This is a genomic window from Rhodoferax sp. GW821-FHT07G04, from assembly GCF_059418585.1.
In genome coordinates this window covers 1,067,101-1,087,140 of the sequence record NZ_JBWKQD010000002.1, presented here as the reverse complement: position 1 = coordinate 1,087,140, position 20,040 = coordinate 1,067,101, and the positions used below count along the sequence as shown (strand labels likewise).

At 62.8% G+C, this 20,040-nt stretch carries 14 protein-coding genes; 1 reads left to right on the top strand and 13 read right to left on the bottom strand.

Features of this window, described 5'->3' with window-relative positions:
* Positions 1 to 87 precede the first annotated feature (87 nt).
* Complete coding sequence (locus tag AC07OO_RS14145; RefSeq protein ID WP_495082732.1) at positions 88 to 2,037, bottom strand: MFS transporter; 1,950 nt, start codon at positions 2,035 to 2,037, stop codon at positions 88 to 90.
* Between the two features lie 32 nt (positions 2,038 to 2,069).
* Positions 2,070 to 2,891 carry a hypothetical protein gene (locus tag AC07OO_RS14140; RefSeq protein ID WP_495082731.1) on the bottom strand — a complete coding sequence of 274 codons (822 nt, stop codon included), beginning with the start codon at positions 2,889 to 2,891 and terminating at the stop codon, positions 2,070 to 2,072.
* Between the two features lie 118 nt (positions 2,892 to 3,009).
* On the opposite strand from AC07OO_RS14140, the gene AC07OO_RS14135 reads away from it, so the two are divergent.
* On the top strand, positions 3,010 to 3,741 hold the full coding sequence (locus AC07OO_RS14135; protein WP_495082730.1) for a helix-turn-helix domain-containing protein: 732 nt from the start codon (positions 3,010 to 3,012) through the stop codon (positions 3,739 to 3,741).
* 114 nt (positions 3,742 to 3,855) lie between these two features.
* On the opposite strand, the gene cuyB is transcribed toward AC07OO_RS14135, so the two are convergent.
* The 11 genes from cuyB to AC07OO_RS14080 all read right to left on the bottom strand — a co-directional run bounded on the left by cuyB (position 3,856) and on the right by AC07OO_RS14080 (position 20,015).
* Positions 3,856 to 4,578, bottom strand: a complete 723-nt coding sequence (cuyB, locus tag AC07OO_RS14130) for a cysteate racemase (RefSeq protein ID WP_495082729.1) — start codon at positions 4,576 to 4,578, stop codon at positions 3,856 to 3,858.
* A complete protein-coding gene (locus AC07OO_RS14125; protein ID WP_495082728.1) occupies positions 4,578 to 5,882 on the bottom strand; it encodes a dicarboxylate/amino acid:cation symporter in 1,305 nt (434 codons plus the stop codon). Before AC07OO_RS14125 ends, cuyB begins: the two co-directional genes overlap by 1 nt.
* 24 nt (positions 5,883 to 5,906) lie before the next feature.
* Positions 5,907 to 6,737: a substrate-binding periplasmic protein gene (locus tag AC07OO_RS14120; protein ID WP_495082727.1), complete on the bottom strand. Its 831-nt coding sequence runs from the start codon at positions 6,735 to 6,737 to the stop codon at positions 5,907 to 5,909.
* Between the two features lie 23 nt (positions 6,738 to 6,760).
* Positions 6,761 to 8,875, bottom strand: a complete 2,115-nt coding sequence (locus AC07OO_RS14115; protein ID WP_495082726.1) for an adenylate/guanylate cyclase domain-containing protein — start codon at positions 8,873 to 8,875, stop codon at positions 6,761 to 6,763.
* Between the two features lie 127 nt (positions 8,876 to 9,002).
* Positions 9,003 to 9,995: a hypothetical protein gene (locus AC07OO_RS14110; RefSeq protein WP_495082725.1), complete on the bottom strand. Its 993-nt coding sequence runs from the start codon at positions 9,993 to 9,995 to the stop codon at positions 9,003 to 9,005.
* Positions 9,992 to 11,470 (bottom strand): FAD-binding oxidoreductase, encoded by a 1,479-nt coding sequence (locus tag AC07OO_RS14105; RefSeq protein WP_495082724.1) that lies wholly within the window; start codon positions 11,468 to 11,470, stop codon positions 9,992 to 9,994. Before AC07OO_RS14105 ends, AC07OO_RS14110 begins: the two co-directional genes overlap by 4 nt.
* On the bottom strand, positions 11,467 to 13,062 hold the full coding sequence (locus AC07OO_RS14100) for a TolC family protein (protein WP_495082723.1): 1,596 nt from the start codon (positions 13,060 to 13,062) through the stop codon (positions 11,467 to 11,469). The genes AC07OO_RS14105 and AC07OO_RS14100 overlap by 4 nt, the downstream gene beginning before the upstream one ends.
* Before the next feature lie 11 nt (positions 13,063 to 13,073).
* The gene (locus AC07OO_RS14095) at positions 13,074 to 13,595 is read right to left on the bottom strand and encodes a cyclic nucleotide-binding domain-containing protein (protein WP_495082722.1); all 522 of its coding nucleotides are present in this window, start codon (positions 13,593 to 13,595) and stop codon (positions 13,074 to 13,076) included.
* Positions 13,596 to 13,644: 49 nt separating this feature from the next.
* Positions 13,645 to 16,425, bottom strand: coding sequence for an ATP-binding cassette domain-containing protein (locus AC07OO_RS14090; RefSeq protein ID WP_495082721.1), 2,781 nt, complete (start codon positions 16,423 to 16,425; stop codon positions 13,645 to 13,647).
* Between the two features lie 3 nt (positions 16,426 to 16,428).
* Entirely contained in the window at positions 16,429 to 18,639 is a 2,211-nt protein-coding gene (locus AC07OO_RS14085; protein ID WP_495082720.1) for a cysteine peptidase family C39 domain-containing protein, read from the bottom strand.
* The gene (locus AC07OO_RS14080) at positions 18,636 to 20,015 is read right to left on the bottom strand and encodes an NHLP bacteriocin system secretion protein (RefSeq protein WP_495082719.1); all 1,380 of its coding nucleotides are present in this window, start codon (positions 20,013 to 20,015) and stop codon (positions 18,636 to 18,638) included. The genes AC07OO_RS14085 and AC07OO_RS14080 overlap by 4 nt, the downstream gene beginning before the upstream one ends.
* Positions 20,016 to 20,040 lie beyond the last annotated feature (25 nt).

Sequence of the window (20,040 nt, the reverse complement as noted above, 5' to 3'; positions counted from 1 at the left end):
AAACTTACGCCCTTGGCATGGGTCTGCGATAGGGCCTTGTGTATAGCTTGTATTGAGACGGCGGTATGCCGCCGGTCTCTTGCTGGCTTAAGTGTCCAGCAATTGCTGCACCCGGGTGCGCAGCAGTGTGGGTTGCACATCGGCCGGCGCAATGGGAGCGCCCACATGCAGGCCCACCGGGCTCCACAGCCCGCGGCGGAAAGGGCGCACCATCGCGCCGCCCTGCTCGACGCGGCTGAAGAAGGAGCCCCACAAATTGATCAGCGCCATTGGCACCACCGGCACGGTCTGGCCACGCTGGGCGCAGCGCTCCAGTACCTTCATGATGCCGCCCTTGAACTCCTGCAGTGCGCCGTCGCGGGTCAGCCCGCCTTCGGGGAAGATGCACAGCAGATCGCCTTCGGACAGCACCTTGGCTGCGGCCTCGAACGCCGCCTCGTAGGCCACTGGGTCCTGTGTGCGTGGGGCAATGGGAATGGCCTTGGCCAGCTTGAACAACCAGCCCAGCACCGGCACCTTGAAGATCTTGTGGTCCATGATGAAGTAGATGGGCCGTGGGCTGGCCGCCATCAGCAACACCGCATCGACAAAGCTCACGTGGTTGCACACCAGGATGGCCGCCCCCTCGGTGGGTATGTGCTGGTCGCCGCGGATCTTGAAGCGGTAGCCGAAGTGCGACAGCACCCAGGCCACAAAGCGCAGCAGGTACTCGGGCACCAGCATGAAGATGTAGAAGGCCACGACGGCGTTGGCCAGGCCGGTGAACAAGAAGATCTGCGGGATCGTGAAGCCGGCCTTGAGCAGTGCACCGGCAATCACCGAGCTGCCGATCATGAACAACGCGTTCAGGATGTTGTTGGCCGCGATGATGCGGGCGCGGTGCGTCGGCTGGCTGCGCAACTGGATCAGCGCATACATGGGCACGCTGTACAGGCCGGCGAACAGACTCAAGAGTGCCAGGTCGGCCATCACACGCCAGTGGGCTGGCTGGGCCATGAAGGCCGACAAACCCATGATCTCGGATGCGGGCAGGCCATTGGACGCAAAGTACAGGTCCACGGCAAAGATACTCATGCCAATGGCACCCATGGGCACCAGGCCGATTTCCACATGGCGCTTGCTCAGCACCTCGCACAACAGCGAGCCGGTGCCGATGCCGATGGAAAACACCACCAGTAGCAGCGACGCCACCTGCTCATTGCCGTGCAGCACCTCCTTGGCCAGGCTGGGGAACTGGCTCAAAAACACGGCGCCAAAGAACCACATCCAGCTGATGCCCAACAGCGAGCGGAACACCACCAGGTTGCCATGCGCCAGCTTCAGGTTGCGCAGCGTCTCACTGATGGGGTTCCAGTTGATTTTCAGGCCGGGGTCGGTGGCCGGTGCCTTGGGAATGAAGCCCGCGACGACGCGCCCCACAATGGCCAAGCCCACACAAGCAAACGCCACGGTCTCATGGCCGATGCCGGGAATGGCCACCAGCAAGCCGCCCACCACATTGCCCAGCAAGATGGCGACAAAGGTGCCCATCTCCACCATGCCATTGCCACCGGTCAGTTCGCGTTCGTTCAATACTTGGGGCAACAGCGCAAACTTCACCGGGCCAAACAGCGTGGAGTGCACACCCATCAAAAACGTGCACAGCAGCAGCACGGCCACGTTGTCGCTGACAAAACCATAGGCCGCAATCGCCATGATGGCGATCTCCAGGTTCTTGACGAACCGGATCATCAGGGTCTTGTCGTACTTGTCGGTCAGCTGGCCGGCCGTGGCCGAGAACAGCAGGAAGGGCAGGATGAACAGCGCGCCAATCGCCAGGCCCGCCATGGCCGGTGGCAGCCAGCCCACGCTGAGCTGGTAGGTCACCATCACGGTGAAGGCGAACTTGAACAGATTGTCGTTCGCCGCACCGGCAAACTGGGTCCAGAAGAAGGGCGCGAAGCGGCGCTGACCCAAGAGTGCAAACTGGTTGGGGTGGGCATGGTCCGCAGCAGATGCCGCCGTTGCCGCCGTGGGATTCAAGGTTTCAGTGTTCACAGAATGTCCTCGGGTCTGTTTGGGGTTGCTGCTCAGGTCCGCACGGCCATGCGCGACCATGCGCTGGCTTGTGCGCCATTGTGCATGACGGCGATGACTGGCCAGGCCGCCAGGGCTGCGGCCACGTGTTTCAAACTGTGGCCGGACACCAGGCCGTGGCTCAGGGCCAACACCGGGTAATCGCCCAACTCCAGCAACTTGGCCATGGCATAGCAGCCAATGACAGCCGCCAGCGGCAGACCCCAGGCACCTACCAGCGGCCGCCGCAGGGCCAGGCACACGACCAATACCATGCCGCCGCCTTGCAGCATGGACCAGGGCAGCAGATTGCCGGTCCAGGCCCAGACCATGACGGCGACCGGCCCCAAGGCCAGCACCGCACCTGCGGTCCACAGACCGGCGCGCGCGCTGATGCGGTCCGCCGCCGCCAGGCCCATCAAACCGGCGAAGGGAAACAGCATGCCCATGCGGTCCACCAGCAGGCCTGCTTGATCGGGCTGCAGGTGGTAGTAGGACGAGCACGCGGCGGTCAGCATCAGGCCAGCGAAGAACAGCTGCGCCAGCGGGAGCTGCGCATCGCAGGGCACTTGCACGGCATAGCCCACGCGCCGGGCGTGCGGCGTGCGTCGGCCCCGCAGGCGCAGCAGACCCCAGGCGCCGAAGAGGGCGAAGGGCAGATTGCTCAGCACGTCCATCGCGAACGGCAGGCCCCACAGGGTGCGCTGGTCGGCAAAGGCGTGGTAGTTGGCGTACTGGGGAACGTGGGGCCCCAGGCAGGCCACGATGCAGGCCAGGACTACGGCGACCAGCAGGCCGGTTTCGGAAGTTGTCAGCGGGTGTTGTCGTTTCATCATCATCCAAGGCTCCAAGCAAGCGGTGAAGGCCCCAGTCTGTTGTCGCAGTGCACAGAATGCTGTCGATTCTTGCTGCGAGTCTGTACCCGGCTACGAAAAGTATCAATAATCGATACCTATGAGCACTACCGCCGACCTTGTATCTGCCCTGAAGCAGGAGCTGAAATCCGCCCACATGACCTATGCCGACCTGGCCCAGTCCATGGGTATGGCCGAGTCCAGCATCAAGCGCATGCTGGCCAAGGGCGATATGCCCCTGTCGCGCATCGATGCCATCTGCCGGGCGCTGAAGATCGACTTTGCCGACCTGGCGCGCCGTGTGGCCGATTCGCAGCCGTTGCTGGCGCAGCTGACGCAGGAGCAGGAACGCGCCGTGGTGGCCGACAAAAAGCTGCTGCTGGTGGCGATCTGTGTGCTCAGCCAATGGACGCTGGAGCAGATCGTGGCTGCCTACCGCCTGACCGAGGCCGAATGCATTGGCTACCTGGCGCAACTGGACCGCATCGGCATCATCGAGCTGCGCCCGCTGAACCGCTACCGCCTCAAGCTGGCCAAGACCTTCCGCTGGCGGCCCCATGGTCCGGTCATGGACTATTTCCGTGAGAACGCGCTGCTGGATTACTTCTCGGGCGGCTTTGACGGTGCGGGCGAGGGCCTGCTGCTGGTGCACGGCTCAATCAGCCGCAGCCTGGCGCCATCTTTCATGGAGCGCATGCAGCGCGTGGCACAAGACTTTGCGCAGCAGCACCTGGCCGACCAGAAACTGCAAGACAAGGACCTGGAGGGCTACACGCTGCTGCTGGCCATGCGCAGCTGGGAGTTCGAAGCTTTCTCGGTGCTGCGACGCTAATTGCTATTGAATAGATAGCTAATGAGGTCCGTCTGACGAGGGCTAGAGGCCAGTTTTCCTGATAGGTTTGTGCAACAAACCCGTTTTGGGGTTTTAAAGAACCCTGGGGCTCGTTCAAGACTTCAGATAGCCCAACCGCCGCAGGCTGACCGTGGCCAGTGCCAGCGAGGTGTCTATGGCCTGCACACCGCTGTGGGGGTCGCCCGAGCGCACCACATGGGCAATGGGCAGCTCGGTACAACCCAGGATGGCGGTCTTGACGCCGCGCCCCGCCAGCGTCTGCAGCAGCACGCGCATGGCATCCCGCGCCGGGCCCACTTGGCCACCCTTGACGTCCTTGATGATCTGGTCGACGACGGTCTGCTCTTCCTCGGTGATGGCGGCCAGGTCGAAGCCCTGGGCCACCAGCCGTTTGCTGTAGATGCCGGCCTGCACCGTGCCGCGGGTCGCCAGGATGGCGATGGCGCCAATCGGCGCCTGGCTCAATTGCAGCTCTTCGATGGTGGCGTCGGCAATGTGCAGGATGGGTACGCTGGACGCCGCCTGCATCTGGTCGTACCAGAAATGGCTGGTGTTGCAGGGAATGGCGATCAGGCTGGTGCCCTGGGCGGCCAGCCAGGCCGCGCCCTTGCGCAGGTAGGGACCGGGGCCGTCGTTGCCGGCCTTGATGGCAGCGCTGCGGTCGGGAATGCCGGGCTGGCTCACCGTGACCCAGGGCAGGTGGTCCTGGTCGCAGGTGGCCGGGGTCAGGCGCGTCAGCTTGCCGAGGAAATCGACGGTGGCCAAAGGACCCATGCCGCCCAGAATGCCCAGCAGAGCTTGCTGTTGGGTGTCCATCAGATGGCTGCCTTGGCTACGTATTGCTTCTCTGCCTGCGCACTCCCCGCCAAGGGGGTGATCAGCGCCACCAGGGCGTTGATGGACAGCACCAGCAACACGGTACGGAAAGTGTCGCAGATGGGTTCCACGGCGACAAACAGCACAAAGGCGGCTTCAAAGGGCAGACCCAGCAGTGAGCAGACGATGGTGGTCTGCGAGATGGTCACGATGCCGTTCATGCCGGTGGACGAGAAGCCGGCAATCAGCGATGCGAACAGGATCAGCACATAGTCGGTGGCGGCCAGGTCGCGCCCGTACAGTTGGGCAATGAAGACGGTGGCCATGCAGTAGTACAGCACCGGCCCCACGCGGAACAGCGCCGTGCCCAGCGGCACCAGCAGTTCGGTGATGGCCTTGTCAAAGCCCAGCTTGTCGACCATGGCGATCAGCATGGAGGGCATGCAGGATGCGCTGTTGCGCGTGGCCACGGCCAGGAAGAACGGCCCTTCCTGCGAGGCCACGGCGGTGGACAGCTTGCGGCCCGACTTGCGCCAGATGATGGCCACACATAGCGCGACCAGGATGGCGGTCACCGCACCAAAGGCAATGATGAACTGCACCATGACCTTGAAGGGCTCGAAGCCCGTGTTGGCGATCTGGTCGGCAGCCAGCGAGAACGAGGCGATGGGCAGCACATACAGCAGCCACGTGGTCAGCTTCTGGCAGGCGCGGAAGATGACCTCGCAGCCCTCCAGAAAGCCGATCGCGGTATTGGCCGGCGACTTGGTCAGTGCAAAACCGAACATCAGCGCAAAGAACAGCGTCTTGAGCGTATCGCCCACCGACAGGGCGCTGAAGATGTTGCTGGGGATCATGCGCGACATCAGCTTGATCAGCATGCCTTCGTGCTTGTCGGACGCCACGGGTGACAGCAGGTTGATGCTGCTTTCCACGCCGGTGATGTCGGATTGCACCAGCTTGCCAAAGGCCTGCATGGTGTTCTGGTCCATATTGGAGCCGGGCTTGACGCCATACATATAGGCCAGGCCCACGACGCCGGCCAGCGTCATACCCGCCACCAGGCAGGCCACGATGCGTACGACGTAACGCGAGGCGGAGGGGTTGTTGGCCAGGCGGTTGATGCTGACGATGACGGCCGATATCAGAAAGGGCAATATCACCATTTTCAACAGGTCGACATAGATGTCGCCTATGAACTTCAGGGCCTTGGCGATTTCGGGGGTGTAGATGCCGGTGGCGACACCCAGCGCAATGGACCCGACGATAGACACCGGGTGGGTTGCGAGTTTTTTCAGTTCCATGCTGCTTCCGTGTGGTGTCGTCTATCAGTTGAGATATTTCTCGTACTTGCTCAGGATCTGCTCCGAGGTGTACTTGATGTTCTTTTGCTCCAGGAACAGGTTCAAGAAGTTCAGTAGCAGGTAGTTGTTGCGGTTGACGGCGATGCCAATGGTGTCCTTGATGTCTTCGATCATCACCGAGCGCACCGTCAGCACCAGATCGGGCTTGACCTTGAAAATGCGCTTGACTTCAAAGGCATCGCGGTAGGCGGTGGTGACCTTGCCCTTGGCCACGGCATCCACGACCTGGTCCCAGGTCTCGAACTCCACAATCTTGGCTTTGGGGAAATAGGTCTTGGCAAAGCCCACGAAGGAGGAGTTGGCGATCACGCCCACCGTGTCGCTGTAGTTCTGCATGACCTCGGCCACCGGCTTGCCGCCCGAAATCTGCGCAAAGCGCAGGCGGTTCACCAGCATGGCGTGGGGCAAGGTGACATAAGGTGCGCTGAACAGCACGGTTTGTGAGCGGGCCAGCGTGCGGCTGATCTTGGCAGCCGACATGTCGGCTTGGTCGTCGGCCACGAGCTTGACGGCGTCGTTGAAGTTCTTGCCGCTGCGGTTGAAAACCGCCTCTACGCCCAGGGCTTCGGCCACTGCCTTGGACAGGTCGATGTCCAGGCCCTTGAGTTCCCCCTTGTCTTCGAAAAAGAAGGGCGGATTGCGTTGGTCGGGAATGGCGATGATGAGTTTGCCGCTGGCCTTGATTTCTGCCATTTCGCGGGCCTGGGCTCCAGCCAGGCCGAACAGCAGCACCAAAGCCAGCACAAGAAATCGCCAGGGGGAGGGTCGGTAGAGGGGGCGGGTGGTCGTCATCATTTTGTGTATCTCGCGTGTGTGGGTCAGCGCTTGTGGAAGGCCTTGTTGATGGCGGTGTCACATTTTTCCATCATTCTCTGGGACACCATGTCGTGGGGGAAGCGCTCCAGAATGGAGGCATAGGCCGCCTGCGACTGCACGAAGTTCTCTTGCGCGTACAGCGCATAGGCCGCGGTCGTCATATTGCACAGCGTGATCTCCTCGGGTGTGGCCGTGGTCTCTTCGTCGCCATCGCGAATGGCCAGTAGTTCGTAGATCAGCAGCTCGCCCTTGCGGCCCTTGACCGTCACGGTGTCGATGGGGCGCAGCCACAGCCGCTCGCCGGCTTCGCGGAACACGGCCTGGCTGACGCAGACCCAGGTGCCCATTTCCTTGTTGATGCCTTCCAGGCGGGCGGCCACGTTGACGCCGTCGCCCATCACGGTGTAGCTGACCCGCTCGGCCGAGCCCACATTGCCCACCAGCACGGCATCGCTGTGGATGCCGATGCGCACCTTCAGCGGCGGCATGTCTTTGGCCGCCCAGTCGCGGTTGCGAATGGCCATGCGCCGCTGCGAGCGCACGGCGGCCACGCAGGCCAGGTAGGCATGGCTCTCGATGCGGTTGGGCGCGCCCCAGAAGGCCATCACCGCGTCGCCAATGTACTTGTCCACCGTGCCATGCTCGCGTTCGATGGCGCTGGTGACGCTGGAGAAGTAGTCCGACACGCGGGCCAGCAATTGCTGTGAAGGCTCGGATTCGGACAGTGTGGAGAAGCCTTCCAAGTCGGTGAAGAACAGCGTCAGGTAGCGGCTCTCCACACCCAGCTTGGTGCCCTGGCCCGAGTCCATCAGCTGCTGCACCAGACCGCGCGGCACATAGGAGGTGAAAGACTCCAACGCCCGGGTCAACAAGTACACGGCCTTGGCCAGGTGGTCGATCTCGGCGATGCGGGATGTGACCACCTTGGTGTCGTCAAAGCGGAACTCGCGAATATTGGACACGTCGTCCGCCAATATTTCCATGGGCCGGGAGATGGCCTTGGACAGGCGGTAGATCAGTATCAGCTGCAGGCCAAAAGCCAGCACACCGAAGATCAGCAGCCGGCGGTTGGTGTCTTTGATGACGCCGACGAAATCGTCGGTGGGAGTCAGTATCAACAGCTCCCAGGGCTTATTGAAGTCTTTGGGGAAGGGGGAGAAGGTGCCGATGTATTCGGTGTTGTTAGGGCCGGTCGTGAAGATGAAACGGTCCTTGCCACTGCGCAGGCGCTCGCCCAAGGCCGCCATCACGCGCGGGTCGCCCAGCTTGTTGAGGCGGTTTTGCACCAGCTCGCCACCTTTTTGCGCAATGCCCATCTCCAACTCGGGGTGGGCAATCACGCCGCCGCTCTCGTCCGCCATGATGGTGATGCTGTTGGCTGTGACGCGGTTGTCGGACAGGTAGCGCGACAGGGTCTTGAGCGTCAGGTCCACGGCGAAAACCCCAATCACCTTGTCGTTGGTGATGATGGGCGCGGTTACCGTGATGCCCAGCTCGCCGGAGCTGGCGAAGGGGTAGACGTCGGACACGGTCAGCGTCTTGAGCCGAATGGCGTCCTTGTAGTAGCCGCGGCTGCGCGGGTCGTAGGCGGCGGGGCCACTGTCGGTGCCGACGATCTTGCGCCACTCGGAGTGGAAGCGGTAGACGTCTGGCACCACGCCGTCGGCCCCCTTCTTGCGCGTGTCGATGTAGCGGTCAATGATCTGGGTCTCGGCCGATATGGGCTTGTCGAGCACGGTCTTGCCCTTGACTGCGCGGCGCACCTGGCGAAAGGATCCATCGTCAAAGGCGGCATAGGCGGCGTACACGGCCTCGTTGGAGTCCACGATTTCGTGCAGGTAGTCAGTCGAAGACTCTTCGCGGAAATACTCCGGCCGGTCGCGCATCAGTGTGCCGGCGGAGCGGGCTGTGCTGATGATGGGGTTGAGCAGCCGGGTGGCGTTGTTGATGTTGTCCTTGATGGACTTTTCGATGAACTTGTTGGAGTAATCGTCAATGACCAGCGCATTGGAGCGGTAGCTGACGATGACGAAAATGGTCATCACAGGTAGTGTCAGCAGGACGAACAACCAACTGATGGTGACATGCAACTTGACGTTGCTTTTGAATAGGGACATGCAGTACCTCTTGATCAGTTGATTTGCGCCAGCCGTGCCTGGCGCGCCCAGGGTGAGCGGGGCAGCCCGTCACTACACAATTTGAAGAGCCCACTATAGGGGAATTTTGTCTCGCGTGTGCCTATTCTCATGGGCTTTTCGCTGGCAGTTCAAAGGGGCGGTGGGCCCGAATCTCCTCTGCCAAATCGCCCCATCCGTTGTGTTGTGCCAAAGCTGCGGCCCGCTCCAGCCAGTTGTAAGTTTCGACTAAGAGTTTGCTGATACACGCGGTCGCGTCCAGATGGGCCTGCAGCGCAGTCCAGGACGGGCCGTGCAACTGCCCCAAGGCTTTGGCCTCGGCGTGGGCGTGGGCCCAGGCCTGGCGGCCCGTTGCGTCCAACGCCTGCCATACGGCGGACTCCACGCCAGCCAGCACGTCGTCCTCCACATCCTGTACATCGTCCATGATGCGCCAGGCATTGGAGAAGGCCCGGAGCACCTGGGCCAGGTCGTCGCCGACGGCCGGGCTGCCCAGGGCCGGGCCGAGCAGGCGGGGCACCAGGGTCCAGATGGCAATCTGGCGCTCAAACCGGGCACAAAAGTCGTCCAGGTTGTCAATGGCTTCAGGGGTGTGGATGGCCGCGAGGTAGGTGGCCGTGTGTGCGGTGATCAGTTGTTCGGGCATGCCTGTGTGCTTGGCCAAGCGCAATGCCGCCGCAGTGTACGCGGTCCAGGCATCGCTGCGCACCTGCAGTGTGAGTTGCGTGGTGGCCAACTGGCCATCGCACAGGTGGTCATCCCACAGGTGCAGGAACAAGCCCAATGCCTGTGCGGTGCAGGCGTCGTCCCGCGCAGCGGGTGCCAGGCCGGGTTGTGCAGCGTCCAGAACCCAGTGCAAAAAGGACCACACCGGTTGGTAGAACAACCGGAAGAAGGCATCGGCCTGGCCCGAGTACGCCTGGACAATGCCTTGAGCCTCGTCCCGCATCGGGCCCGGCAGATGGGCGAAGCAGGCATGCAGATGGGCTTGCATATCCCCGCGTAATTCCAGTAGTGCATCAGGCAAGGCGGGCACGCCGAAGCCCAGTCCGTTGTAGGCAGACAGATGGGAGACGGCCAGCGGGCTTTTGAACTCGGTCATTGCGTGTTGTAGCGTTGGGGGGCCAGAATGCCGTGGGGGTCGAAATGGGCCTTGAGGGCGGCCATCGCCGCACGTACACCAGGATCCATCTCCGATGGCCCACCATCCAGCAGGCTGTGGCGGTAGCGCGGTATGCCGGTCGCCAGCAACACGGCCTGCAGGGCGTTATGGCATTGCAGGGCGCGGGCATCGGCGCCATCCAGATCCCGGTCAAAGAACAGACCCAGTATCAGGCGCACGGACCCAGCATGCCCGCTGCGCAAAGCCAGGGCCGGCTCCAGGCCATGGGCCAGCGTGGTCTCTTCCAGTTGTGCGATCAGACTCTGCAGGTGCGGGCTGCCCAAGGGCACCACCGGTGCCAGCCAGATGACGCCGCAACGGTCGCGATCCAGGTCGGGCTCGTTGGGCATGGGAAAGGTCTTGCGCCAGTACGCACACCGTAGGCCATCGTCGTCCAAGGCCAGTTGGGGTTGGTCGATTGGCGACTCCAGGCGGGGCTGCAGGCCCAGAGCGCCCAGGGCGTCTGTCAGCCGCTTGCGCCGCCAAGCCAGTTCGCCATCATCGTCGGCCCACAGGGTGCAGGCCCCTATCCATTGGGCGCCTTGCCAGGGCTCCAGGCAGGCCTGCATCCAGGGGCGGGGCAGGGCGGCATGGGCGTCCAGTTCTCCGTGGGGGAAGCGCGCGATTTGCGACGCAATGCGATAGTCGTTCAGAAATGCGAGTTGAGACCGTGGGGCGCCGCGCATTGCAGTGTCGTGCAACCAGCGCACCGCCTGCACCAGGGCCGGGGCGCCGCCGGGAATGGGAAAGGTGATCAACTGGCTGCATTGCGGCGCCGGCTCCAACTGCAGCGTGATTTCGACAACGACGGCCAAGTTGCTCTGCGGCAACAAGCCAAACAGCTGCGGCCCGCTGGCATCTTGGCTGGTTTTCAAGACCTGACCATTGGCCAACACGGCTTCGCAGGCCTGCACGTGGGCTGCCATGTCTTCGTACAAGCCTTTGCCAATGCCGCGCTCCAAGATATTGCCAATGACGGATGTGTGCATGCCCGAGCCGGTGTGCGGTGCCTGGTATGGCGCGCCGGCATCCCGCAAAAAACGACTGAGCTGCTGGAAGGTGACACCGGGCTCGAGACGCACGCGCCCGGTCGTGGCATCCCAGTCCACGATGCGGTTCAAGTCCGCCAGCGCCAGCAGCGCGCAGCCATGCTGCGGGGCCACGGCCGAGCCATAACCCCAGTTTTTACCGGTGCTGACCGGGTACAGCGGAGCCTGGAATTGGTTGGCAATGCGCAGGCAAGCCACCACCTGTGCGCGGTTGGCAGGCTTCAGGATGGCGGGCGCTTGAGCCTGCGTTGCAAACGTGGCGGTGTTGGCGTGGGCCAGTGCGGCGGGCTCGGTACAGACCCGGTCCGGGCCGAGCAGGGCGGTGTATGCGGTGAGTGCGTCGTGGAATCGGGTGCTGGGGGTCACGGTGGCGTCAGCAGGCTTTCTCTGTCCAGTACCAGGTCGGCGGCGGCTGTGTCGCTATCGGCTTTGAAGAACGCACCGCAGGCATAGCGCAGCTGGGCAATGGCATTGGCGTAGCTCAGCTGCGCTGTCGTCAGGCTTTGGCGGGCCTGCAGCAGGCGGTCTGACACGTTCAAGACTTCAATCAAGGTACTGCGCCCCATCTTGCGCCGGATCTCTTCGTTCTCCACCGACTTGGCGTACAGCTCCACCGACCGTTTCGAGTCGCTCAATTGCAGGCCCAGCCGGTAGACCGAGGTGCTCAGGCTTTCAATGCTGATCAGGATGGAGGACTGCAGATCACGCCGGTTAACGTCCAATTGGTCCAGGGCTCCTTGCTTTTGCACCAACAGGCCCACCGCACCGCGGTTTTGCACCGGGAACTGGTAGCTCAGGCCGACCGTGGCATTGGGCCCGCGCAAATTGGTGTTGGCGGCGCCCAGGTAGTTGGAATTGGCACTGCCCTCGTTCAGACCGCTGACCCCCACGCCCAGGATCAAGTCCAACTGGGGTTTGAGGCTCTTGCGCGCCGCGTCCAGATTGATCTCGGCCTGGCCATAGCGCAGCTGGATGGCACGCAAATCAGTCCGCTGGCGCAGCGCCAGCTCACGCATGCGCAGCGACTGTTGGGTGGGATCGGGCGCCTGGCTGGGCACGGGCGGGAAGTCCTCGCCGGGCAGGGGCAGCGTCAGCGTTTCATCTGGCGACAGGCCCATGCTGCGGGCCAGGTTGGCGCGCGCGTCTTCCAGGGCCTGCTCGGCCGCAATGCGGGCCGAACGTTTGGAAGCGCCGTCGGCGGCCACCAGGTCGCGCTCGGCGGCCGGCAGTATTTCGGCCTGTACCAGTTTGTTGGTGTCTTCCATGCGCCGCAGGCTGCTCTTCTCGGCATCCACTGCGATGAGCCGGGCCTTCTCGGCGGCCAAATAAGCCCAATAGGCAGAGACCACATTCAGTGTGGCTTGCGACAGCGCCTGCGTGCGATCCAGGCGAACGGCTTCCAGCTCCAGCTCTGCGGTGCGCTCACCGACGGCGGCACCATCGGCACCTGGGTTCTTCAGCAGTGGGACGGTCACATTGACCCCCAAGGTCGAGCGGTTGGCGACCGGGTTTTGCTGGGACAGCGCCGAGTTGTCACTGGAACGGCTGATCGACAGCGCAGGCTCTATCGTGATGCCGTTGCGCAGCAGTTGCGTCAGCTTGACGCTGCTACTGGTCTCGTCGGCCACCACCGAATCAGCGCTCCCCGTGGCTTGGTCGGCCGCGGTACTGGGCGTGTGTTTGCGTTGGTTGGTGACCGACGCGCCCAGCACCGTGTCAAAAGAGCTTTGCGCCTGTTGCAACTGGCCCCGTGCAATCTGCACCTGGTAGCCGCTGTTGACGACGCTGGGATTGCGCGCCAGGGCCACGTGCACACTGTTGAGCAGTCCTAGGCTGGTGCCAGCAATGCGTTCATCGGCCGCCAGGCCGCTGGTGCTGCCGAAGGCCAGCACCAGCAGGGCCGTGGTCGCCGACCATGCGTGGGCACGGGGTAAACGTCTTGCTACGGTATATGACATGGTGTCTGCGGTTAGCCCAGGATTTGGCGCATGCGCTCGAAGCGGGCACCGGCCAGGTGTAGTTTGTCGAGTATTTCTTCGTCTACTTCCATCTCGTCATCCAACGAGGTCGCAGACTTTCCATAGCCCAGGTTGGAGATGGTTGCGCGCATGCGCATAGACAGAAAACAGGCAATGGCGCGGTACATGTGGGCAGCGAAGATGGGGTCGGTCTCCATCTTGTTGCGCATCAGGTCCTGGTCGATGGCCAGGAACGTGGACTTCTCGGTGATGCGTGCGCTGGCCGAAGGCGGGGATTTGTCGACCAAGGACATTTCACCCAGGATTTCGCCGGAGCCCACGCGCACCAGCTCCGCGCCATTGGGCAGCAGAATGGCGACCTCGCCGTCCAGCAAAATAAAGAGCCGCGTGACGGGTTGGCCGGCCGTGATCAGGGTCTGGCCCACGGTGCATTCCAGCTTGTGGCCCTGGCGCGCAATCCACTCCACATCCTCGTCACTGAGTTGACCCAGAATACTCAATACTTTGCGCATGGTGTGCTCCTGTTAAATGGTTGGTATCGGGGCGGCGCAGTCTGCTGCCTTATAGGGATTGCCGTTTGACGAAATGCGCGAAGTCGCCGCCATGGCGCACCAGTTCATCATAGTTGCCGGCTTCGGAAACCTGGCCGTCGCGTATGAACAGGATCACATCCGCGTTGCGGATCGTGCTCAGGCGGTGTGCCACCACGATGCGGGTCACGCCCAGGCGCTCCACATTGCGCACCACCAAATCTTGCGTGATGTTGTCCAAGGCGCTGGTGGCCTCGTCCAGCACCACAAAGCGGGGGTTGCCCACCAGCGCGCGTGCCAGTAGCAGGCGCTGGACTTGGCCACCTGAAAAGGTGGCGCTGCCTTCGGTCACCACGGTGTGCAGCTGCATGGGCAGGGCACGGATTTCCTCGTCAATGCCGGCCAGGCGAGCGGCCTCCCACACATCGGCCTGCGTGCCCTGGTGGGCGCCCAGGATGTTTTCGTACAAGGAGCCACTGAACATGCGCCCGTTTTGCCGGCACACACCAAACTGTCGTCGCACGGCCGTCACGTCCAGGTCGGCCAGGTTGTTACCGTCAAACAAGATGGCGCCTTGCTCGGGCTTGTCTATGCCCAGCAAGAGATTGACCAGCGTGGATTTTCCGCAGCCGGAGGCTCCGACCAGAGCGACAAATTGGCCCGGCTCTACCCGGAAATTCATGCCCTTGAGGATGTGCGGCCCGCCGGGGTAGGCGAAGGCCACATTGGCCACCTCCAAGGAACCGGAGAGTCGCCCTGGATCTTGTGCCGTGCCGGAGCGTTCCGGGGTGTTTTCCATCAGCGGCTTGACGCGGGCGTACATGGGTATCAAGCCCGCCACCGGCAGCAGCGCTCGCCCGAAACCGATAGAGGCGCCCAAGAAGTTGGCATAGGCGGTGGCAAAGGCCATGAAGGAACCTGAGGACATGCTGTCGCTCTGGCGGCCAATAACGATAAACACTGTGGCCAGCGCCAGCAGGTCGTAGCCGGACAGCAAGGTGTCGAACAGAATCTGTATGTTCTTGCCGCGCAGGCCGCGTTTGCGCATCTCGATGGAGTTGCGCGACCACTGAATATAGGCCCGCTTCTCGGCGCCGAAGGCCCGCAGCGTGGAGATGTTTTCCATCAACTGCTGCGTGAATGTGGCCACGTTGGCGCTCATCTGCTCACCCTTGAGCATGGCGTTGATCTGCTTGTAGCCTGCAAAGGCTCCGGTGCCGGCCAGCGCCAGGAACAGCAGCAGGGCCACGACGGCCGCGTAGACATCGTAGTAAAACAGCAGGCCGATGGTGCTGAGCCCGAACACGCCGGTCAACAATGTATTGAGCGCAATGCCGGTGACGGTGCGGCGTATGCCGTCGATGGACATGACGCGCATCGCCAAGTCGGTGGACGAGAAGGTGCGCAACACAAAACTGGGCATGCGGAACACGCGGTCCATGACGCCACCCTGCAGGCGCGCAGCCACGCGCCCATCGATGCGTTGGCGGGCCAAGTCCGAGCTGGCCTTTAGCAGGAAGGCGCAGAACTGGCCCACGACCAGCATGACACCCAGTATGAACAACTGCCCCCGCATATCACTGGGCACAAAGGTGTCGATGATGTGGCCGGTGGCAATGGGCACCAAGAGGCCCAGCAATGAGGCCCCCAGTGTCGCCACCAGCAAAGTGGTCAGGTCGCCGGCACAGGAGGCAATGGCCACTGCGATGAGGTCGCGCGGTCGCAGCTTGCGCTCGGGCATGGGTTTGACCACCGAGAACGCGGAGCTGTCCAACTGGGCGGCCAGCTCCGCATCGATCAATTGCGGCTTGCTGCCCTGCAGGTGCAAACGGTAGCGGCCGCGCCAATCGGGTACCAGGGCCACCGGGCGCCCGTCTTCCAGGAACTGGCCCACCAGCGGGCCCATGTCCGTACTCCACCAGGCACCGCTCAGCGATACACGGCGGTAGGGCATGTGCATGGCATCGGCGAATGCCGCAAAGTCGGTCTTGTCGGACTTGCTCATGCCCGCGGGAACAGTGCCGCCGATCTTGCGCCAGGCAAAGATCAGGTCGTCATCGGGAGGGGCGTGGATCTTGGATTCGAGAATGCGCTCATGCCCATCCATGACCTTGGCCAGGTCTTCGGCAACCTGTTCTTCGCGCCCGGCAATTCGTTCTGCTTCCAGCCGTGCTTGCTCTAGCAAGTCGGCATGCAGATGGGTCAGCAACTGGCCGTGGAAACTGCTGAGCGATTGGGAGATGGAGGTGAATGCAAACAACTCCGCAGGTACAAAGTCCAGCGGGCCATTGGCGGTGACACTGGCCCACAGTACCGGTGAAATCGGGACCATCTGGGTGGGTTCGCCGCCGCCCAGAAATAGCAGATCGGCTGCCTTGGCCACGACCCACAACACGCCGCGGGTGGCATGCAGGTGCTGGCCTTCGTGTCCGTCCTGGGCCATGCCCGGGTCTCTGGCTTGCACGGTGGGTCGTATCTGCCCCAAGCGCGACACCGCTTCGGACAAGGCCAGAACCCAGGTGTCGGCCATCGCCGCCAACGATTTGATGGGGATGGCGGCTGCAGCCTGCGGGACCAGGACGCCCCCTTCGGGCGCCACGGCCACCAGCTGGCCTTGCGCACAGGGCGCACACATCAGCGTCTGCCCGGCAACGAGCTCGGCCAGGTACATGCGCCGGCCGCCCAGCATGGCGTAGATTTCGAAACGACCCGAGTGGATCAGGTAGCAGTGGGCTGGCTGGTCCAGGCGGACCGTGCCGCCATTCTGGATGGCAACGCCTTGGGCGGTGGGAGCGGGCTGAGTAGCTTGCATGGCTTAGGTGCTCACGAGGTTGCAGTACTCACCGCGTTGGTCCATCAGTTGCTGGTGTGTGCCAGCTTCTACGATGGCGCCGTTCTTCATGACCAGGATGTAGTCGCAGTCGCGTATGGAACTCAGGCGCTGCGCAATGATGATGCAGGCGCAGCCGCGTCGGCGCACAGCGTCCATGATGCGTACGTCCGATTCCGGGTCCAGCGCACTGGTGGCCTCGTCCAGCACCAGCAACAACGGGTCTACAGCCAGCGCGCGGGCGATGGCCAGGCGCTGGCGCTCACCGCCACTCATATTGCGGCCACCTTCCAGCAGCTTGGTGTCGTAGCCATTGCCCATGCGCATGATGAAGTCGTGGGCGCAGGCATCGCGTGCGGCATTGATCAGGCGCTCTTGCGAAATCGTGTTGTCCCACAGGGTCAGGTTGTCACGCAGGCTACCCTCGAACATGACCACGCTCTGCTCTACATAAGACACCATGGGCGCCCCGGACGAAGCGGTCTTCCAATCCGCCAGCGTGCGGCCCATGACCTTCACGGCACCTTCGGTAGGTGCCGTCAGGCCGACGATGATGCGGCCCAAGGTGGACTTGCCGCTGCCCGAACTGCCGACCAGCGCGATGCGCGAACCGGCGGCCAGGTTGAAGTTGATGGCTTTCAGAATGGGTGGGGTCAACGGGCTGTAGCCGAAGGCCACTTTCTCGATGGACAGAAAGGGCGCGGGTGCGTTGCTGGCCGGGGCCGTAGCCGTGGGGCTATCCGTGGCAGGGGCGGGCAGGGGGGCTGCGCTGGCAGGGGCGGGTGTGTTGATCGTGGTCGTGCCATAGCGGCGGATATCGTCCAGCCGGTCGACCAGGCCCCGCACCGTTTGCAATTGCCCCCCCACGCCCACAAAACCCAGTAGCGGATTGACGAAGCTGCTCATCAGCGTTTGAAAGGCCAGCAGCATGCCGATGGTCAGCACGCCGTCCATGACGCGCAAGCCGCCCACGATCAGAATGGCCAGGCCGGCCACGCCGACGATCAGGTTGGAGATCTCATTGAGCACGTTGCTGCGGAAGTTGGACAGCTGGTCGGCCGTGATCACACGGGCCTGGGCGCTGGCCCAGCGTGCGGTGAATGCCGTCTCCGTGCCCGACATCTTGAATTCGTCAATCAGCGCAAAGCCCTGAATCGTCATCGAATACAGCTTGGAGTCGTCATGCACCATGCGACGCGACGCGTCCTCCAGCCCTTTGACCGACAGCGACAACACCGTCAGCGCCAAGATGGCCGCCAGTGCCGTGATGCCGGCCAGTACCGGGTCCAGCAACGCCAACAGGATGAAGTAAACCACCAGATTGGGCACGCCAATCAAGGCTGGGGCCAGCGTGTTGGACATCAGGCCCGACAAGCGGTCGATCAGCGCAAAGCGATTCGCCACGTCGCCCGAATAGCGTTGGGCGAAGAAGTTCAACGGCAACTCCAGCAAGCGCCACATCTGTTTGGCTGCCAGCGAGGTCGAGATGCTGGTGTTCAGGCGGGCCAGGGCCACCTGGTTCAGGTAGGACAGCAGCATCTTCAAGAATGCCGCAGCCACCATGCCCGACACCAGGGGCGTCAGCCAGGTATGGCGGCCTTCGATCAGTACATTGTCGACATACAGCTGGTTGAAGCCGGAGGCCAGTACGCCGGGCACGATGAGGGCGATGCCTGCCACCAGTGCAAACACCAGTCCTAGACGGAAGCCGTCGAGGTAGCTGCTGATGGTCTCCACCAGCGAGGGGCGGCCCTTGGTCTTGGTAAAGCCTTCACCGGGCTCAAAAGCCAGTGCAATGCCGGTATAGCCTTCGGCAAATTCCTCGCGGGTGATGGTCAGCGGGCCGACCGCCGGGTCCATCAGGCGCACGCGCTGCTCGTCTATGCTTTCCACCACCACAAAGTGGTTGAAGCGCCAGAACACGATCAGCGGGTGGGGCAGGGACAGCAGTTCCTTGGCATCCTTCTGCAGGCCTTTGGCCACCATGTTGTGCAGACGCGCTGCTTTGACCACATTGGTGGCCTTGGTGCCATCGCGGGTGATGCCGCATTGCTCACGCAGTTCTTCCAGCGTGACCCAGCGCCCGTAGTAGGCCAGCACCATGGCCAGGCAGGCCGCACCGCATTCGACAGCCTCCTGCTGTGCCACCATGGGCACCCGGCGCACGTGGTCCGGCAATGAGAACGGCCACTTCATGAAGCGAATTTCGCAAAGAAGCGCCGCAGCGACGGCACCAGCAACTTGAAGACGGTTTCTTCCTTGGTAACCACCTCCGCCGCGCACAGGCCGCCCGCGCTCAGGTTCTCGTCAGGGCCGCGCGATGAGGACCAACGAAAACCGCTGGGGGTGGAGGGGTCGGCATCCAGCGCCACAATCAATTCAAACGGTGCACCCGCCTGCGACAGGGACTGCACCAGTTTCTGGTTCTTCAGCCGGCTTTGCATGCCTTCCTGCGTGGCTGGCATTTCGGCAACCGACAGCACTTTGCCTGAGATGAAACCGTATTCTTCGCGCTTGACCGTGGCAGGAACCACCTCGGCTTGCATGTCTTTGCGAATGCGTTTGCCGTCGGCCGAGCTGACATACAGCGTGGCGATCAGCGGCACATGGGACCGTTTGGATGCAGCGGTATCCGCGGCTGCAGTTGCGGCCTTGGGCTGCGGCTCGCCATTGGCCTGGGTCTCGGGCAGCAGAGACAACAGCGTGCCGCCGCGCTCAATCATTTCCCCTTCATTGAGCTTGAGCTCCACCACCATGCCGGCGTAGGGGCTTTGCAGCACATCCATGCGGCCCAGGCGCTCGGTCAGCATCTCGGACTTGCGTTTGGCCGAGGCCATCTTCAGATCCAGTTCCAGCGCCTCGCGTTCGTAGTCGGTCTTCTGCTTTTTGGCGTCCAGGTCCAATTGCTTGAGCGCATTGCGGCTGCGGCCGATTTCTTCATCGGCACCGGCCAGGTCCAGGTTGGCTTGCATCAGTTGGGGTTTGGCTGCGATGCCGAGGTTGACCAGGGTCTCCATGACATCTACCTGCTGTTTGAGCCACACCCGGCGCTGTTCGGTGAAGCTCAGTTTTTGCTGCAGGTCTTTGCGCAATTCGCTGCGCATGCCGTCTTGCTCGGCCATGGTCCGGTTCTGGAAATCCCGTATGCGTTGCAACTGGTCGCTGCTGTCGCGCAGTTCGCCATTGGCAACCGTAATTTCCTGCTGCAAATCGGGCTGTTCCACGTCCGCAATGGCCTGGCCCACGGCGATGTGGTCGCCGGCGCGCACCCGTATGCTGCGCACGCGCCCACCGGTGCCGGACACCACGTCCTTGACGCCCAAGGGCGACATCAGCAGCCCCTGCGCCGCCACCTTGATGGGCACCTTGATAACCGCACTGCCAATGACGGTGGTCGCTATCAGCAGCACAGCCACGGTGAGCAGCAGCCATGAGGCCGGGCTGACCAGGCGGGCACCCAGGTCCAGCCGATCCGGCGAGGAGACCTTGGACAGCGCATTGCCGGCAAAGAGGCCGCCGCCCTGCGGCTTGACTGCTGAAGAGGAGGGTGAAGCAGGGGATTCTGTGGTCATGGTGTATTTATTCGCGGAGATCCAC

What these genes read in the sequence shown, in the direction of transcription:
- AC07OO_RS14120 (WP_495082727.1), bottom strand. Translation starts at nt 6,737, where the DNA reads ATGATGACGACCACCCGCCCCCTCTACCGACCCTCCCCCTGGCGATTT.
- AC07OO_RS14125 (WP_495082728.1), bottom strand. Translation starts at nt 5,882, where the DNA reads ATGGAACTGAAAAAACTCGCAACCCACCCGGTGTCTATCGTCGGGTCC.
- AC07OO_RS14095 (WP_495082722.1), bottom strand. Translation starts at nt 13,595, where the DNA reads ATGCGCAAAGTATTGAGTATTCTGGGTCAACTCAGTGACGAGGATGTG.
- AC07OO_RS14140 (WP_495082731.1), bottom strand. Translation starts at nt 2,891, where the DNA reads ATGATGAAACGACAACACCCGCTGACAACTTCCGAAACCGGCCTGCTG.
- AC07OO_RS14110 (WP_495082725.1), bottom strand. Translation starts at nt 9,995, where the DNA reads ATGACCGAGTTCAAAAGCCCGCTGGCCGTCTCCCATCTGTCTGCCTAC.
- AC07OO_RS14085 (WP_495082720.1), bottom strand. Translation starts at nt 18,639, where the DNA reads ATGAAGTGGCCGTTCTCATTGCCGGACCACGTGCGCCGGGTGCCCATG.
- AC07OO_RS14100 (WP_495082723.1), bottom strand. Translation starts at nt 13,062, where the DNA reads ATGTCATATACCGTAGCAAGACGTTTACCCCGTGCCCACGCATGGTCG.
- AC07OO_RS14080 (WP_495082719.1), bottom strand. Translation starts at nt 20,015, where the DNA reads ATGACCACAGAATCCCCTGCTTCACCCTCCTCTTCAGCAGTCAAGCCG.
- AC07OO_RS14135 (WP_495082730.1), top strand. Translation starts at nt 3,010, where the DNA reads ATGAGCACTACCGCCGACCTTGTATCTGCCCTGAAGCAGGAGCTGAAA.
- AC07OO_RS14090 (WP_495082721.1), bottom strand. Translation starts at nt 16,425, where the DNA reads ATGCAAGCTACTCAGCCCGCTCCCACCGCCCAAGGCGTTGCCATCCAG.
- AC07OO_RS14115 (WP_495082726.1), bottom strand. Translation starts at nt 8,875, where the DNA reads ATGTCCCTATTCAAAAGCAACGTCAAGTTGCATGTCACCATCAGTTGG.
- cuyB (WP_495082729.1), bottom strand. Translation starts at nt 4,578, where the DNA reads ATGGACACCCAACAGCAAGCTCTGCTGGGCATTCTGGGCGGCATGGGT.